14 protein-coding genes and 1 pseudogene are annotated in these 14,137 nt (G+C 58.5%); 2 read left to right on the top strand and 13 right to left on the bottom strand.

The features are described 5' to 3' along the window. Positions 1 to 45: 45 nt before the first annotated feature. From V7730_RS15425 to V7730_RS15410, 4 genes and pseudogenes are all read right to left on the bottom strand, one after another. Positions 46 to 672: pseudogene (locus V7730_RS15425) on the bottom strand (Arm DNA-binding domain-containing protein); the annotation flags it as partial. A gap of 245 nt (positions 673 to 917) precedes the next feature. After that, positions 918 to 1,655, bottom strand: coding sequence for a maleate cis-trans isomerase family protein (locus V7730_RS15420; protein ID WP_335748488.1), 738 nt, complete (start codon positions 1,653 to 1,655; stop codon positions 918 to 920). Further along, complete coding sequence (locus V7730_RS15415) at positions 1,652 to 2,794, bottom strand: M24 family metallopeptidase (protein ID WP_335748487.1); 1,143 nt, start codon at positions 2,792 to 2,794, stop codon at positions 1,652 to 1,654. Before V7730_RS15415 ends, V7730_RS15420 begins: the two co-directional genes overlap by 4 nt. Beyond that, complete coding sequence (locus V7730_RS15410) at positions 2,794 to 3,831, bottom strand: pyridoxal-phosphate dependent enzyme (protein ID WP_335748486.1); 1,038 nt, start codon at positions 3,829 to 3,831, stop codon at positions 2,794 to 2,796. Before V7730_RS15410 ends, V7730_RS15415 begins: the two co-directional genes overlap by 1 nt. A 142-nt stretch (positions 3,832 to 3,973) precedes the next feature. On the opposite strand from V7730_RS15410, the gene V7730_RS15405 reads away from it, so the two are divergent. Further along, positions 3,974 to 5,521, top strand: a complete 1,548-nt coding sequence (locus tag V7730_RS15405; RefSeq protein WP_335748485.1) for a trimethylamine methyltransferase family protein — start codon at positions 3,974 to 3,976, stop codon at positions 5,519 to 5,521. Here the strand turns inward: V7730_RS15405 and V7730_RS15400 are convergent, their stop codons facing one another. From V7730_RS15400 to V7730_RS15375, 6 genes are all read right to left on the bottom strand, one after another. Then, positions 5,522 to 6,085, bottom strand: coding sequence for a hypothetical protein (locus tag V7730_RS15400; protein WP_335748484.1), 564 nt, complete (start codon positions 6,083 to 6,085; stop codon positions 5,522 to 5,524). It abuts the gene before it with no gap. Then, positions 6,082 to 8,328, bottom strand: a complete 2,247-nt coding sequence (locus tag V7730_RS15395; protein WP_335748483.1) for a xanthine dehydrogenase family protein molybdopterin-binding subunit — start codon at positions 8,326 to 8,328, stop codon at positions 6,082 to 6,084. The genes V7730_RS15400 and V7730_RS15395 overlap by 4 nt, the downstream gene beginning before the upstream one ends. Positions 8,329 to 8,330: 2 nt before the next feature. Beyond that, entirely contained in the window at positions 8,331 to 8,789 is a 459-nt protein-coding gene (locus V7730_RS15390) for a (2Fe-2S)-binding protein (protein WP_335748482.1), read from the bottom strand. 24 nt (positions 8,790 to 8,813) lie between these two features. Beyond that, positions 8,814 to 9,590: an SDR family NAD(P)-dependent oxidoreductase gene (locus V7730_RS15385; protein ID WP_335748481.1), complete on the bottom strand. Its 777-nt coding sequence runs from the start codon at positions 9,588 to 9,590 to the stop codon at positions 8,814 to 8,816. Positions 9,591 to 9,835: 245 nt separating this feature from the next. Next, positions 9,836 to 10,948: an S-(hydroxymethyl)glutathione dehydrogenase/class III alcohol dehydrogenase gene (locus tag V7730_RS15380; protein ID WP_335748490.1), complete on the bottom strand. Its 1,113-nt coding sequence runs from the start codon at positions 10,946 to 10,948 to the stop codon at positions 9,836 to 9,838. 57 nt (positions 10,949 to 11,005) lie between these two features. Next, positions 11,006 to 11,974 (bottom strand): NAD-dependent epimerase/dehydratase family protein, encoded by a 969-nt coding sequence (locus V7730_RS15375; protein WP_335748480.1) that lies wholly within the window; start codon positions 11,972 to 11,974, stop codon positions 11,006 to 11,008. Positions 11,975 to 12,067: 93 nt separating this feature from the next. Here V7730_RS15375 and V7730_RS15370 point away from each other — a divergent pair, with 93 nt between their 5' ends. After that, on the top strand, positions 12,068 to 12,952 hold the full coding sequence (locus tag V7730_RS15370; protein WP_335748479.1) for a LysR family transcriptional regulator: 885 nt from the start codon (positions 12,068 to 12,070) through the stop codon (positions 12,950 to 12,952). 7 nt (positions 12,953 to 12,959) lie between these two features. On the opposite strand, the gene mnhG is transcribed toward V7730_RS15370, so the two are convergent. From mnhG to V7730_RS15355, 3 genes are read right to left on the bottom strand one after another with little or no spacing between them, the layout of a single operon-like run. Then, a complete protein-coding gene (mnhG, locus tag V7730_RS15365; protein ID WP_335748478.1) occupies positions 12,960 to 13,355 on the bottom strand; it encodes a monovalent cation/H(+) antiporter subunit G in 396 nt (131 codons plus the stop codon). Continuing rightward, complete coding sequence (locus tag V7730_RS15360) at positions 13,352 to 13,639, bottom strand: K+/H+ antiporter subunit F (protein WP_335748477.1); 288 nt, start codon at positions 13,637 to 13,639, stop codon at positions 13,352 to 13,354. The genes mnhG and V7730_RS15360 overlap by 4 nt, the downstream gene beginning before the upstream one ends. Further along, the gene (locus V7730_RS15355) at positions 13,636 to 14,136 is read right to left on the bottom strand and encodes a Na+/H+ antiporter subunit E (RefSeq protein WP_335748476.1); all 501 of its coding nucleotides are present in this window, start codon (positions 14,134 to 14,136) and stop codon (positions 13,636 to 13,638) included. Before V7730_RS15355 ends, V7730_RS15360 begins: the two co-directional genes overlap by 4 nt. Between the last annotated feature and the right edge of the window lies 1 nt (position 14,137).

The following is a 14,137-nucleotide window of genomic DNA, read 5'->3' as shown; positions in this document are numbered from 1 at the left end:
AAAATGGCCGCGTGAGTTCTACGACCGCACCCCGCTAAAAATGGGGGGATTACCCAAGCCGTCGATTATGACCCGCCAATCCTTTAGATCATTAATGATCCGACCGTCTGGTTTATCCTCGAACCATTGTATTGCTATCGCCGGGCATTCTCCCAGATCGAAAGTCCACCGGGCATGGTTGTAGATTGCCCGAAAGCTTCTGAGCGCATGATTGGCCGCAGATGGCGTTTTAGCCATTTCCTGATGGCGACGGACGACCATTGCTTTGCCTATCTCGTACAGTGGCAGTCGCATCCAGTCCTTGAGATGGAGTTCTATTTGCTGACATGTTCCGCTCTTATGGGTATCAGATCGAAGCTTTGGACGGGCCAGATAGGATTCCATCGCGGCCTCAAGCGTTGGCGCTCCGATCTGGGCCACCTTTCCTGCCCCCCTGCCCATCTCCAGTGCAAACCCGAGAGCTGTTTGCCGAGCGGAAAGCGCCGAGATGGTGGGATATCTGCCAAGCAGAATGCGTTTGGTCTGACCGCCAACGTCTTTTTGGAAATACCAGGTTTTGGATCGCTTCCCGACGAAGAGCACGAGCCCTTTGATTTCGGCGTCCCAATACTTGTCCGTACCGGCTCTCGCGTGTGGTAACTTCATGGCACACGTCTCTGTGAGCTTCGGCATTCTTTGTCGGCCTTTTGTATGTAACAGTATGCAAGTCAGTGCTACACCGTGCAACCCAAAGATATACAAAAGTCAACAAAAATGAATACTAAGCTAATACATGATACTGTGTGAAACTCAGAAGCTTTGTTTGGAAAACTGAGGTCTTAACCATTACACAACGCCCGCAACTAGTGATTGGTTATGACATCAGCGATGAGGCGTCAAGATGGTGAAACGATGATCTTGCCGTTCGTGCGCGACTATTATCCGCATCTTTGCCCCAGTTTTCCCGGTATCATAGCGGCAACACCGATGTATTGGCCAAGATGCCAGCCCAACACCTGATTGCTGGACAGACACGGCAGTCCGGTGCGGTCCTCGACCTCTTCTATCAGGTCAAGGGTCCGCAAATTCGTACAGGAAAGAAAAACCGCCTGCACCTCGCCTTGCGCCGCTAGATCACAGGCCGCCTCAATGATTGACGCGCGATCGATGCGGACAACATTGGCCTCGTTAGCCTCTTCAAAGCTGCCGAACGCAGGCGATGCGATCCCTGAAGCCGCCAGAGCGGAGCGCAGTTTGTCCGACACATCCGCCGTATAGGGTGACAGAAAGCCGAGGCGGGTGATATCCAGCGCATCGCAGGCCGCAATTAGTGCGCTCAGCGGGTCCGTCACATGCGCGGTGCGCGCACCTGCCCCGATCAGTTCAACGACCTTCGCCGCACCGATTTGCGCTGTGGCGGAGGTGCAGCCATAACCGATGGCCGCGTAAGGCATCGCTTGAGGTAGCAGTTGTGCCGCATGGGTAAGATGGCCTGCCATGGTGCGCAGGCTCTCCGGTGTCACATCGGCACCCGATGGCACGCGACTGACGTAGAGATGGATTTCATCCGGGATCATCCGCCGCAAATCGCCCTCCAAGGTCTCATCCGTTTGCAGCACGATCATCCCCAACGGTGCCGCCCCGTCTGGCGCGCGCGTGTAGCTATAGCACGTCATAGCACCACCATCGCGGCAGAGGCGCGCGGTGACAAAAACCGTGGCTCCCCATTGGTGATGAAAATGTCTTCTTCATGCACCAGCATCTTGCCCGGCGCCGTCTCAATCCCCGGTTCCAGCGTGATAACCATGCCTGGTTCCAGCACGGTGTGGTCCTGCGGGATCAGCGATAGCCCCTCGGTCAACTGCATGCCCAGCCCGTGACCCAGTCTGCCCGCATCCGATCCCCCCTGCCCGCCAGTCACGATCCGGTCCATCGCATGAAATAGCTGCGCGGCCGTTGTGCCTGCTCGCGCGATATCGACCGCCGCATCGACCGCCTCAATCAACCGCGCGTGCGCGGAGGCGACATGCGCGGTAGGAGCGCCAACAGCAAAATTCCTATCGTAGTCACAAAAGTAGCCATCATGGACAAGGCCCGTGTCCAGCATCAGCACATCGCCCGCCGCCAGCGGCACATCAGAGGCCGGGGAGATCACATCCCTATACCCCCCTTGCGCCGATGCGCAGGCAAGGTAAGGCACCCAATCCGCACCTTCCTCAAGACACAACCGCTGGAAGTCCCGAAACACCTTTGACAGCGGCACACCAACATCTGCAATCTGTGGCACGCGGGCAAAGGCGCGGGCCGCAATGTCGCAAGAGTTTGCGATCTTCGCAATCTCTGCTGGGGATTTAACACTGCGCAAACGCGCCATGATCCCAGCATCATCGCGTACCCTTGCGCGCAGTCCGGCCTGCACCCGCGCCCAATCGCCCAATGGCATGCGCAGGTGGCTCTCATACCCCATCGGTGTCCCGACTGCGCCGCTGGTGAGTGAATTAAGCGTATCGGTGAGCAGGCTCACCCCGTCATCTTGTGGATCAGGGGCGCGCCATGTGCGGATGTCGTCAATCCACGTCTGCGCCATCAAAGCCGCGCCGATGGAAGGGATGACCGCCACCGGCTTGCCACTGGCCGGTACAATCAGGAACCATGGCCGCGATGGGCTTTCCCAAAACCGCGTTAGATAGCCGGTGAAATAGCGCACATCAGGTTCGGTACTGAGCAGCAACGCGCCAAGGCCTGCATTTTGCATCAGCGTCTGGGCGGCCTTCAGCCGGCCCTCATATTCGTGCTGCTCAAAGCCGCGCTGCATCACGCGGCGCCCTCACTCAGGATGCACAGAATGCGTGATTGCGCGGTAACGCCTAGCGCCGCGCGCTGATCCTCATCCAACGCGATAAGGCCGGCTATCCCCGCCGCACCGGAAGTCGAAGCCGGATACCCGGCAACCATAGCAAGGCCTGCGCCCGCTTGCCCCTCTTCCTCGGAAATCAGCGCAAAGGCATCCGCGTCCTCTGCCAGCCCTTTAAGCGCGATAAGCGACGGCATCTTGCAATCCAGACGCCCCATATTCGAGACTGGTCCGCTGCTTTCAACCGCTTTGCCAGCAACAATCGAGCCGTATAGCGCAGGGGCGGCATCAGGCTCCACCACGATGATCTTGGGCGCATCGCCCCAAGTCTGGCGCGCGAGCGTGGCACAGGCACAGGCCAACCCGCCAACGCCAGCTTGCAAAAAGATATGTGTCGGCGCTTGCGGCATCTGACTGATCGCTTCGGCCATCAGCACGGTATAGCCTTCCATCAAGCGGTGTGGCCGTGTCGTATAGCCATGCCATGACCCGTCCGAGAGCAGATCCCAGCCGTTGTCTTCTGCCGCCTTGTTCGCCGCCTCCAAACTATCCTCGTAAGTCTCGCCTTCGCGGATCACCCTCGCGCCCTGTTCTTCCAAACGCTCGGCAAAGGTTTCGGGCACGGTCTGCGCGATGTAGACAACCGACGATGCGCCAAAAGCGCTCGCACCCGCGGCAACGGACATACCGTGGTTGCCGGCACTGGCCGTGACATAGGTACGCGCAGACACGCTGCCTTCTTGGGCGTCGCAGGCAATCACATAGGCCGCGCCCAGCGCCTTGAAGCTGCCCAACCCCATGCGCCCACGCTCGTCCTTGATCCAGACATCTTGCACGCCCGCTTGCGTGGCAATGGCTGTTGCGCTGTGCAGCGGCGTCTCGGCGGCGACCGGACAGCGGGCGACCAACGCCTGCGCGCGCGGCGCGTCCTGTGATGGCAGCGGGATATCATCAAGACCGGCAAGCGGCGCGGGGCGGGTTATATGCAAAATTTCCATACCGAAGAGGTGAGGCCGAAGGAGGCCGTGCGTCAAGGCATTTCGCGCCACTTCCAAAGACAGTAGCGACGTCTGTGGACAAGTTGCGCGCCGATCTGCCGTGCTAGCCTTTCTTCAACCATTCGAGTGCAAAGGACCGCGTATGCAAGCTCCTGTCAGAACCCGCAGCGGCGGCCGCGCCGCAAGACGCGCCCTGCGCAGTGCCACCGATGTCACCATGCTGCCCGGCATCCACAACCGCATCCCGACCTGCGAAATTCTGAGCGGCAGCCAGATCGAGCGGATTGATACAGCTTCGATGGACATTCTTGAGAACGTCGGCTTGGTTTTCCGCGATGAGATCGCGGTGACGGATTGGAAGCGCATCGGCGCAAAGGTGGCAGGAGATCGCGTCTACCTTGATCGCGGCCTTGTACGAGAGTTGATCAAAACCATTCCCGAGCGGTTCACCTATCACGCACGCGACCCGCAAAAAAACATCCCCTTCGGCGGGGACCGTGCGCTATTTGTGCCAATGACGGGCGCGCCATACCTGCGCGATCTGGATGACGTGCGCCGCAACCCGACGCTCGATGATCTGGCGATGTTTCACAAGCTAAGCCAAATGCTGCCTGCATTGCACAGATCCGCCCATCATATCGTGGAACCCTATGATCACGCGATCAGTCAGCGCCATTTACGTATCACCTATTCGTCGATGAAATATTCAGACAAGACCTTCATGGGCATGACCACCAGCCCCAAGAATGCCGAGGACGTAATCGAGATGTGCCGCATCCTGTTTGGTGCGGAGTTCCTTGAGAACCATGCGGCGGTGACAGGCAACTGCAACGGCAACTCACCATTGGTCTGGGACGAAACGATGCTGGGGGCCATGCGCGCGTTCAGCCGCGCCAATCAACCTGTGCTTTGCTCTCCCTTCGTGCTGGGCGGGGCAAATACGCCTGCGTCTGTCGCTGCTTCTGTTGCGCAGCTGAACGCCGAAGCGCTCAGCGCGCTGGCCTACACCCAAGTCATCCGGCGTGGCGCGCCTGCAATCTACGGGCATTACCTCAGCACTGTCTCGATGAAGTCAGGCGCGCCGATGGCTGGTACGCCTGAAATTTCGCTGATGAATTTCATGATCGGCCAGATGGCCCGGCACTATGGCGTGCCGTGGCGCAGCTCCGCCAGCCTTGGCGGGGCCAAGACATTTGATGCGCAGGCAGGATACGAGAGCGCAACAACCCTGTCCTCGCTGATGCACGCAGGCGCGAATTATATATGGCACGCGGCTGGTTGGAATGAGGCTGGAATGCACTGTTCGGTCGCAAAATTTATCGTGGATGCAGAGCAATGTGCTATGGCCCACCGCATGTCGGGTGGCGTGAATTTCGATGACTTCGAAGACGCGGTGTCAGCGGTGCCGGATGTTGGTCCCGGCGGACATTATCTGGGTCATCCCCACACGCAAGAGAATTTCCAAAGCGCATTCTTCATGCCCGAGATGTTTGACAATAACGCAATTGAGAAATGGGTGGCTGAAGGCGCGATCGAGACACCTGCCCGCGCGCTGCTACACGCCAGAAAGCTTTTGAAAGAGTATCAGGAGCCTACGCTAGAGGTCTCCGTTGACGAGGCTTTGCGCGACTACATCACGCGGCGCGAGCGTGAAATACCTGCGGCCGATGAATTGAACCAAAGTTACTAATTAGTCGCTTGTACAGGGGCTTCCCGCAGCCGCCCAAATCTCAATATCCCGCGCCAAATCCACGGCTGAGCCGGGCGCAGGGTTGCGGCCTACACCGGGGGTGAAACCGTAATTCACAAAGGCGCTGGTGCTGACGTGCTCTATCAGTTCAGCCATGTCAAAGCCGTCGTTGGTCTCGGGGTTGCGCAGCTGCGCGCAGACCTCTGCGCTGGATTTGCCGCGCCACGCCAGATCAACAGGCGGCAAGCGCCACGCATCGTCGATCTGCGGGGCCGCATGAGGCACGGCGTTGTCACCAGCCGCACCGATGTGGCAGGCACGACAAGGGATACTTTCAGCACCAATGCGGCTTTCACCCGCAACGATGTTCATCCCGTGCAGGCGGGAAGCGCCGTAGCCCAGATCATCCCACGCAGGTCGCCCGCTTGCCCCCACATGGCAGTTGGTACAGCGCGGGTGGGACGCCACAGCATAGATACGGTCCCACGCCGCCGCGCCGCTGTCCTGCGCCTGTGCCGCGACCGGAGCCGTGACACAAGCAAGAAGTAGCGCGAGGCGCTTCATACGAAGCTTACCGTATTGAAGAACGGCATTTCACGCAGACGCGTGCCAGTGGCTGCAAAGATCGCATTTGCCAGCGCGGGTGCTGCTGGCGGCACTGGCGGCTCCCCTATCCCGCGAATGGCGGGGTTGTTCTCAAGCGCGCGCACTTCGATCACCGGACACTGATGCATGCGCATGCCTTCGGCCATGTGGAAGTTATCCTGCTCGGCCATGCCATCAGAGTACGTGATTTCAGAGTTCATGGCATGGCCAAGCCCCCAGATCACGCCACCCGCCACGACGTTTTCAAACGTCACGGGATCAACGACCCTACCCACTTCGGCGGCAAGCCAGACGCGGTCGATGCGGATACCGTCATCGGTGTCTGTCACCTCGACCACTTCGGCCACCGGCACACCGAAGGACGTCACCAGCGCAACGCCGCGGCCTTTGCGCGGCCCCAGCGAGCTGCCCCAATTCGACATCTCTGCCACGGCCTCAAGCACGCGGCGCGCGTCTTCGTCATTTACGAGGCGCAAGCGCTCTTCCATCGGGTCCGCGCCAGCCGCATGGATCAGCTCATCAAGGAAGCTTTCAGCGAAGAAACCCGCTGTAGAGGCCCCGACCGAGCGCCAAGACGATGTCGGGGCAAGTTCGGGAACCGCGTAGGCACGCACACGCAGGTCAGGCACCGCGTAGCGCATATTCCACGCGCCGGCAGCAATCTGGGTATCGGGCCCCGGTACCGGCGCGCCCAGACGTTTTGACTGGGAGCGCGAGGAAGAGACCGTTGCGATCTCAAGATCAAGCGCAGTCACTTTGCCGCCGGCATGCGCACCGCGTCCACGCGCCATACCGATCTGCCGATTGTAATCCTGAACAAAGTCCTCTTCACGGCGGAAGGTCAGCTTGACCGGTGTGCCGGGCAGTTCACGCGCCACATCAACAGTCACGTCGATGTTGTCGAACTCAAGCCTGTGACCAAAGCTGCCACCGGCATATTGGTTGTGCAGGTAGACTTGGTCTGTGTCCATCTCCAGCTTTTTTGCCACGCGCTGTTGGACAAAGCGCGGCAACTGGTGCGAGACCCAGATGTCGACGCGGTCGTCGGTGACCTTGACGATAGCGCTGAGCGGTTCCAGCGGTTGGTGCGCGACATAGGGCGCACGGTATTCGGCCTCGACGACCGCTTCGCTGGCATTAGCCAGTGCGGTATCCACGTCACCGTCATGGCGCCATTCTTTATCCAACCGATCGGGCGTGAAGGAAGCGGCCACCGCGGCCCAATGCTCATCCTGTTCAGCCGGATAGGGAGCCTTGTCCCAGTCGATCTCGATTTCTTCGACGGCGCGGAAGGCGCGCCATGTGTTGTCGGCGATCACTGCCACTCCGTAAGGTAGCCCGATGACCTGCGAAACCCCGCGCATGCCTTCGGCAGCGGAGGCGTTAAACCCAAGCATTGGCGCGCCTTTGCGCGGGTTCATCCGCACGGAGGCATGCACCATCCCGTCAACCTTGAGGTCAATGCCATAGGTCTGGGTGCCCGTGGATTTTGCAAGCACATCCATGCGCTGCACTTTCTTACCGATCATACGCCATTGCGCGGGATCGCGCAACGTAACGTCATTCACCGGATCCATCTGTGCTGCTCGCGCGGCCAGCGCGGTGTATTCAAGCCGAGTGCCGTCGGGAAGCACAACTGCTGCCCGCTCTGTCCGCAGCTCGCTTACCTCAATGCCCGTCTCAGCTGCGGCCGCAGCTTTGAGCGTTTCGCGCACAACAGCACCTGCCTGACGTAACTTGTCAAAGCTGTCCAGCACAGAAGTAGAGCCACCGGTAACCTGCGCGCCAAGTACCTTCATCACAGCGCCCATCGTGCTGCGCATCGTATCTGCTGCGAAGCTATCATCGTTGGACCTGAATGGCACAGCCTCAGCGGCCAGCGCGGTATTATAATAGGCAGCCGCGGGCACGCCCGGTGTCGTGGTGATCTGGTCAAGCTCTACATCAAGTTCTTCGGCAATCAGCATCGCCTGCATCGAAGCTGCGCCCTGCCCCAAATCAGTATGTGGCGTGACCAGCGTGATCCCATCTGCGTTGATCTTGACCCAAGGGTTAAACACAGCATCGCCAGCGGCGGCGTCTGCGGTCAGAGGGTTGGCCGGGTCGCGTTTGACAAGATAGGTGCCAAAGGCAACGCCACCCAAAATAGCGGCTGAGCCAATCAGAAATGACCGGCGGGCAATAGTTTTAACACGTCCCATGTTCACGCTCCCTGAAGTTTGGTCGCGGCGGTTTTGACCGCAGCGCGGATTCGTGGATATGTACCGCAGCGGCACAAATTTCCGCTCATGGCTTCATCAATCTGCGTGTCCGTCGGCGTTGAATTGAGATCAAGAAAGCTTGCCGCCTGCATCATCTGGCCGGATTGGCAGTAGCCGCATTGTGCCACCTGATGTTCGACCCAGGCCTCTTGCACCGCGTGTAGCGCCTCTGGCGTGCCGAGCCCTTCGATGGTGGTAATATCACCGTCGACATCACCTGCTGCCAACTGGCAGGACCGCACTGCAACACCGTCCACATGCACGGTGCAGGCGCCACACTGGGCGATGCCGCAGCCGTATTTTACACCCGTAATGCCCAACTCATCGCGCAGGACCCACAAAAGAGGCATGTCCTCTTCAACTTCAACCTCTTGGGAGGTTCCGTTCACAGTCAACTTCATCGTTTTCCCCTTCGGGCATCTCTATTATTTGCGCTGCATCCGCTCGATCATCTTAAGTACAGATCGGCGCGGCAGTAGCGGGATGATCCAGTTTACCAAAAAGCCCAAAGGCATTTCGTTCACGGTTACAAGCTCTCCGCGCGACATAGCATTATACCCGTGCTTTGCCACTGACGCAGGTGTCTTCCCGCCACCTTTCACAAGGTTTGTTCCATGCAAATCCGCACGGTCGGCGAAGCCAGTGCCAACATACCCCGGCGCAAGCACGGCAACGGTCACACCTTTCCAGCGCAGTTCCTGATCAAGAGCTTCCGAGAAGCTTTTCACAAAGGCTTTGGTGGCGAAATACACCGCCTGAAGCGGACCCGGCATGAAGCCGGCGGTGGACCCTACATTCAGGACGCGGCCCTTCCCGCGCATAGCCATTTCACGGCCAAAGTGATGGCTCAAAGCGACCAGCGCCTTAACGTTGAGATCAATCATTCCAAGCTCGTCCGTGATCTGGCGATCGATGTGCCGCCCCTGTCCGCCGAAGCCTGCATTGTTGATCAGGATATCAATCTGCAAACCCGCGCTTGTGACCGTGTCAATCAACACCTGAGCGCCTTCGGGTGCGCCCAAATCCAACGCAAAGACATGCGCCTTGATCCCATGGGCATCCTGCAACTCGGCCGCGAGCGCATCCAGCTTGTCCTTTGAGCGCGCGGTCAGCACTACATCACTGCCATTGCTGGCGTGATAACGGGCAAATTCCGCACCAATACCCGAGGAGGCACCAGTGATAAGGACAATATTAGACATGGCGGAGTTCCGGAATATGAAAAGGAATGGCGCGGCGCAGTGAGGCAATTTATAGCGTCGCACGCTATCCTCTTGGCCAATCGGGCGCTCGTGTGATGGGCCAAGAGCGTTACGTCAAGGTCGGGGGCAGCACCTCCCAAAGCCAAATCAAATCACGGCGCCATCGACGCGAAAGGCCCGCATCAACTGCGGGCCTTTTCCTTATTAAACAGCGCCGGTAAGTTGGCGGTCACTTAGGTGGCGCATCAAAACTCGACAACCGCGCGGATGGATTTGCCTTCGTGCATCAGGTCAAAGCCTTCGTTGATCTGGTCCAGCGTCAGCTTGTGAGTGATCATCGGATCGATCTCGATTTTGCCGTTCATGTACCAGTCAACGATCTTTGGTACGTCCGTGCGCCCTTTGGCTCCGCCGAAGGCAGTGCCGCGCCAGACGCGACCTGTAACCAACTGGAAGGGGCGCGTCGAAATCTCGGCACCCGCGGGTGCTACGCCGATGATGATGCTCTCACCCCAGCCTTTGTGCGCAGCCTCTAGCGCGGTGCGCATCACCTTGGTGTTGCCTGTCGCGTCAAAGGTATAGTCTGCACCGCCACCAGTCAGCTCAACCAGATGCTCGACCATGTCGCCTTCCACTTTGGAGGGGTTCACGAAATCGGTCATGCCGAAGTAGCGGCCTGTTTCTTCCTTGTCGTCGTTCAGGTCAACGCCAACGATCTGGTCAGCGCCAGCCAACCGCAGACCCTGAATGACGTTAAGACCGATGCCGCCCAGACCGAACACCACACAGCGCGCGCCGATCTCAACTTTGGCGGTGTTGATCACTGCGCCAATGCCTGTGGTAACGCCGCAGCCAATATAGCAAATCTTGTCAAAGGGCGCGTCCTTGCGCACTTTAGCCAAGGCAATCTCTGGCACAACCGTGTGGTTCGCGAAGGTAGAGCAGCCCATGTAGTGGTGGATTGGCGTGCCATCCAGCATGGAGAAACGTGTCGTACCGTCAGGTAGTTGCCCACGGCCTTGGGTGATGCGGATCGCCTGACACAGGTTGGTTTTGCCACTCAGACAATACTCGCACTCGCGGCATTCAGGCGTATAGAGCGGGATCACATGGTCACCGACTTCCAGTGTTGTTACGCCCTCACCTATTTCCATAACCACACCCGCGCCCTCATGGCCGAGAATGCATGGGAAGATGCCTTCTGGATCGTCGCCCGAGCGGGTGAATTCGTCCGTATGGCACAAGCCAGTGGCTTTGATCTCTACCAGAACTTCGCCGCGTTTGGGGCCTTCAAGATTGACCTCCATAATTTCCAGCGGTTTTCCAGCTTCGACAGCGACGGCGGCACGGGTTCTCATCATGGCGATTTCTCCTGAATTGATTTGGCGCAAATGGACCCGTGCAGCCCGCTGATGTCAAGCAGATGAGGCGCGAACAGCGTCCCCCCGCACAGCGTGATTTCGCTGGCTGGAAAAGATTTCAGCCATAGCGGCAGGCAGGGGGGTAGGCACAAACCTAGGCAACAGATCGCGCAAGGCGCTGCCATCAACGCGGTGAGGCGTGTTCCAGAGGTAGCGCATCTCAATAACCTCGCGCACCACCGGATTGAACAAACCCATCACCCGCAGCAATAGCCACGGAATACCGCCCGTTTTCAACGGTCTGCCAACAGCATCGGAGACCGCCGCCTGAAGCTCTGCTCCGGTCAGGCTGTATCCTTCGAAACCCAATTTGGTGAACGGATCTAGCGTGTCGCGCTTTTCGGCTAGCAAGACCATCGCGCGGGCCATATCGGGTAAATAGGACCAAGCATGCACCGCATCCATCCGTCCGGGGTAGGTGAACCTGCCTTGCTGCACCTTATTGGTGATAAAGCTGTCAAACCAGTTGCCGGTTTTCGCGGCCTCGATAAAGTCCCCTCCGCGCAAGATGATGGTTCGCAGCCCCAGTGCCACTGCGTCTTCAAACGCGTTCTCCATCGTCAACCGTAAGCGACCCTTTCGGGTTGTCGGCGCTGCTACGTCTGCTTCGCTGAGGATAGTCCGCGCGTTTTTACCAAAAGTGTACACATTGCCGGGGATCATCACAGTGGCGCCGCTGGACAGGCCCGCCGCAATCACGTTGGCCGTTTGGACAGGCATTACATTGGTCCAATGATGGTAGGGCGGATTGACGGCGTGGAGGATCACATCAGCCCCACGTGCCGCATGAATGACGGCTGCGCGATCCGCCAAGTCACAGGCGATAGGCGTCACGCGTAGGCCGCTCGGCGTTTCGCCCGTACGCGTGGCAGCGCGCACGTCCCAGCCAGTGTTACTGAATGCGCGGGTGGCAGCCGCACCAAAACGGCCATTTGCTCCAAGGATCAGGATAGTTCCAGCCATGATGTTCTCCAATCTGTTTGATGTTGACAGGGAGAGCATACCAATCCAATTTTGGATATATAATTGGCTAAATTTAGATGAGCCCATCCAGATATGAATACCCCGACGCTTCCTTGGTATCTTTTGCAATCCTTCGCCGCGATGAGCGAGGCAGGTTCGCTTGCCGCAGCGGCGACGGCATCAGACAGCAGCCAGCCAACCCTGAGCCGTCATTTGGCCCAGCTTGAGGCATTGCTGGGTACTCGCCTGTTTTTCCGAACAGCAGCGGGCCTGACGCCAACCCCTGAGGGGGCAGTCGTTCAGGCCCATGCAGAGGCGATGGCGGCGGCGGCGACGCAGGTTTCCTTTACGGGAGTGCAAACCCAAGAGCTGAGCGGGACCGTGCGGATCACCGCCAGTCAGATCGCGGCGACATTCCTGCTGCCTCCTATCCTCGCGCGGTTGCACGCGGCGCATCCTGCGATCAACCTCGAAGTGATGGCTTCTGACCTCACCGATAACTTGCTGCGGCGCGAAGCTGATCTGGCGGTGCGCATGTACCGGCCCACGCAAAGTGATCTGATTGCCAAGAAAGTGGCAGAATTGCCCATCGGCATCTATGCCGCGCGCACCTATGTAGAGCGGCGCGGCCTGCCCCAGAATCCTGAGAATTTGGCGCAGCACACTTTGGTCGGATACGACCGCAGCACGCTCATTCTGGACGGGATGCGGCAGATGGGTTTGACGGTGGACCGCAGCTCATTTGCCTTCCGCTCTGATGATCAGGTGGTGTGTTGGCGCATGGTGCAGACGGGGTTCGGGATCGGCTTTGGCCAGCGCAGTATCGGTGACGCTGATCCCGATTTGGTGGCCATCTGGCCCGAGCTTGACATAGGCACGATCCCAGTCTGGCTTACAGCACATCAGGAATTGCGTATGAGCCCGAGGGTGCGAGTGTGCTTTGACCATCTTGCCGAACAATTCGCGGCCCTTGAATGATCGTCCGTCAACCGCTCGTGCTTTGTTCTTCCAAGATTTCATTGTCGTGAGCAGGCAGATCGAACGTTGCCCATTGCTCCCCCTCAGGCAGCTCTGGTGGCATGTCACAGGACCGGCGGTGCATATTGACCTTGGCGATGAAATTAGCTGAAATCGGTGCCGTTACAAACAGGAAGGCCATGATGAGCAGCTCCTGAATGGCACCTTCACCGAACACGCCATTGTAAATGATCGAGGCCAGCAAAAGGGCGCCCACCCCGACTGTTCCGACTTTTGTCGGCGCATGCAGACGGGTCATACTGTCGTTGAATTTGAGCAGGCCAATCGCGCCAACCAACGTGAAAATCGCGCCAACGACAAGACAGAAGATGACAGCGTAGATAGCGATGATTTCATAGGTCATTCGATGATGTCTCCCCGCAGGATGAAGCGTGCATAAGCCACGGTTGAAACAAATCCCAGCATTGCTATGATCAGCGAGGCCTCAAAATAGATACGCGTGCCTTGAGCCAAACCCATCAGCACGATCAGACCGATCGCATTCACAACCATAGTATCGAGCGCCAGAATACGGTCGCCAGTATCGGGGCCAATCACAACACGGACCATAGCCATCAACTGGCACAGCCCAACCACGGCGAAGGCGCCCATCAGCGCATAATTCATCAGATCAGTTGCAAGGGTCATATGAAAATCTCCATCAGGCGCGCCTCATAGCGGCTTTTAATCCCGTCACGTTCTGCGTCGGGGTCATCCGTGTGCAGTACGTGTACCAGTAGGTAACGCCCGCTTTGTGACAAATCGGCGGACACCGTGCCGGGTGTCAGTGTGATGGTGCCTGCAAGCAGGGTGATCGCTTCTGGCTGGCGCAAATCCAGCGGGATGGTGATCCACGCCGGTTTCAGTTTGGCGTTCGGGACTGTCAGCACAATCCAAGCTACCTGAACGTTGGCCACCATGATATCCCACAGAACCATCAGCCCGTAAGAGATCATCTTGCCTGTGCGAATGCCCCCGGGGCGCTCAGGCCAGAAGGCGGCGGTGACGCGTGGAATAATAATACCGAGGATCAGGCCGAACACCGCCATCCCGAAGGAAAAGCTGTTTTGCAGCAATATCCAGACAAACGCGAGCAGTAGCGTCAACAAAGGGTGCGGGAAGAGCCAGTGAAACAACCGTATCATC

This window comes from Sulfitobacter sp., assembly GCF_036961165.1.
Classification (GTDB): Bacteria; Pseudomonadota; Alphaproteobacteria; order Rhodobacterales; family Rhodobacteraceae; genus Sulfitobacter.
Note: the sequence above shows the minus strand (reverse complement) of the source record. Positions and strands in the feature narration are given on the sequence as shown.

Coding starts and splice junctions, on each gene's coding strand:
- V7730_RS15370 (WP_335748479.1), top strand. CDS start 12,068: ATGAATACCCCGACGCTTCCTTGGTATCTTTTGCAATCCTTCGCCGCG.
- V7730_RS15420 (WP_335748488.1), bottom strand. CDS start 1,655: ATGACGTGCTATAGCTACACGCGCGCGCCAGACGGGGCGGCACCGTTG.
- V7730_RS15380 (WP_335748490.1), bottom strand. CDS start 10,948: ATGAGAACCCGTGCCGCCGTCGCTGTCGAAGCTGGAAAACCGCTGGAA.
- mnhG (WP_335748478.1), bottom strand. CDS start 13,355: ATGACCTATGAAATCATCGCTATCTACGCTGTCATCTTCTGTCTTGTC.
- V7730_RS15360 (WP_335748477.1), bottom strand. CDS start 13,639: ATGACCCTTGCAACTGATCTGATGAATTATGCGCTGATGGGCGCCTTC.
- V7730_RS15375 (WP_335748480.1), bottom strand. CDS start 11,974: ATGGCTGGAACTATCCTGATCCTTGGAGCAAATGGCCGTTTTGGTGCG.
- V7730_RS15400 (WP_335748484.1), bottom strand. CDS start 6,085: ATGAAGCGCCTCGCGCTACTTCTTGCTTGTGTCACGGCTCCGGTCGCG.
- V7730_RS15395 (WP_335748483.1), bottom strand. CDS start 8,328: ATGGGACGTGTTAAAACTATTGCCCGCCGGTCATTTCTGATTGGCTCA.
- V7730_RS15355 (WP_335748476.1), bottom strand. CDS start 14,136: ATGATACGGTTGTTTCACTGGCTCTTCCCGCACCCTTTGTTGACGCTA.
- V7730_RS15405 (WP_335748485.1), top strand. CDS start 3,974: ATGCAAGCTCCTGTCAGAACCCGCAGCGGCGGCCGCGCCGCAAGACGC.
- V7730_RS15410 (WP_335748486.1), bottom strand. CDS start 3,831: ATGGAAATTTTGCATATAACCCGCCCCGCGCCGCTTGCCGGTCTTGAT.
- V7730_RS15390 (WP_335748482.1), bottom strand. CDS start 8,789: ATGAAGTTGACTGTGAACGGAACCTCCCAAGAGGTTGAAGTTGAAGAG.
- V7730_RS15415 (WP_335748487.1), bottom strand. CDS start 2,794: ATGCAGCGCGGCTTTGAGCAGCACGAATATGAGGGCCGGCTGAAGGCC.
- V7730_RS15385 (WP_335748481.1), bottom strand. CDS start 9,590: ATGTCTAATATTGTCCTTATCACTGGTGCCTCCTCGGGTATTGGTGCG.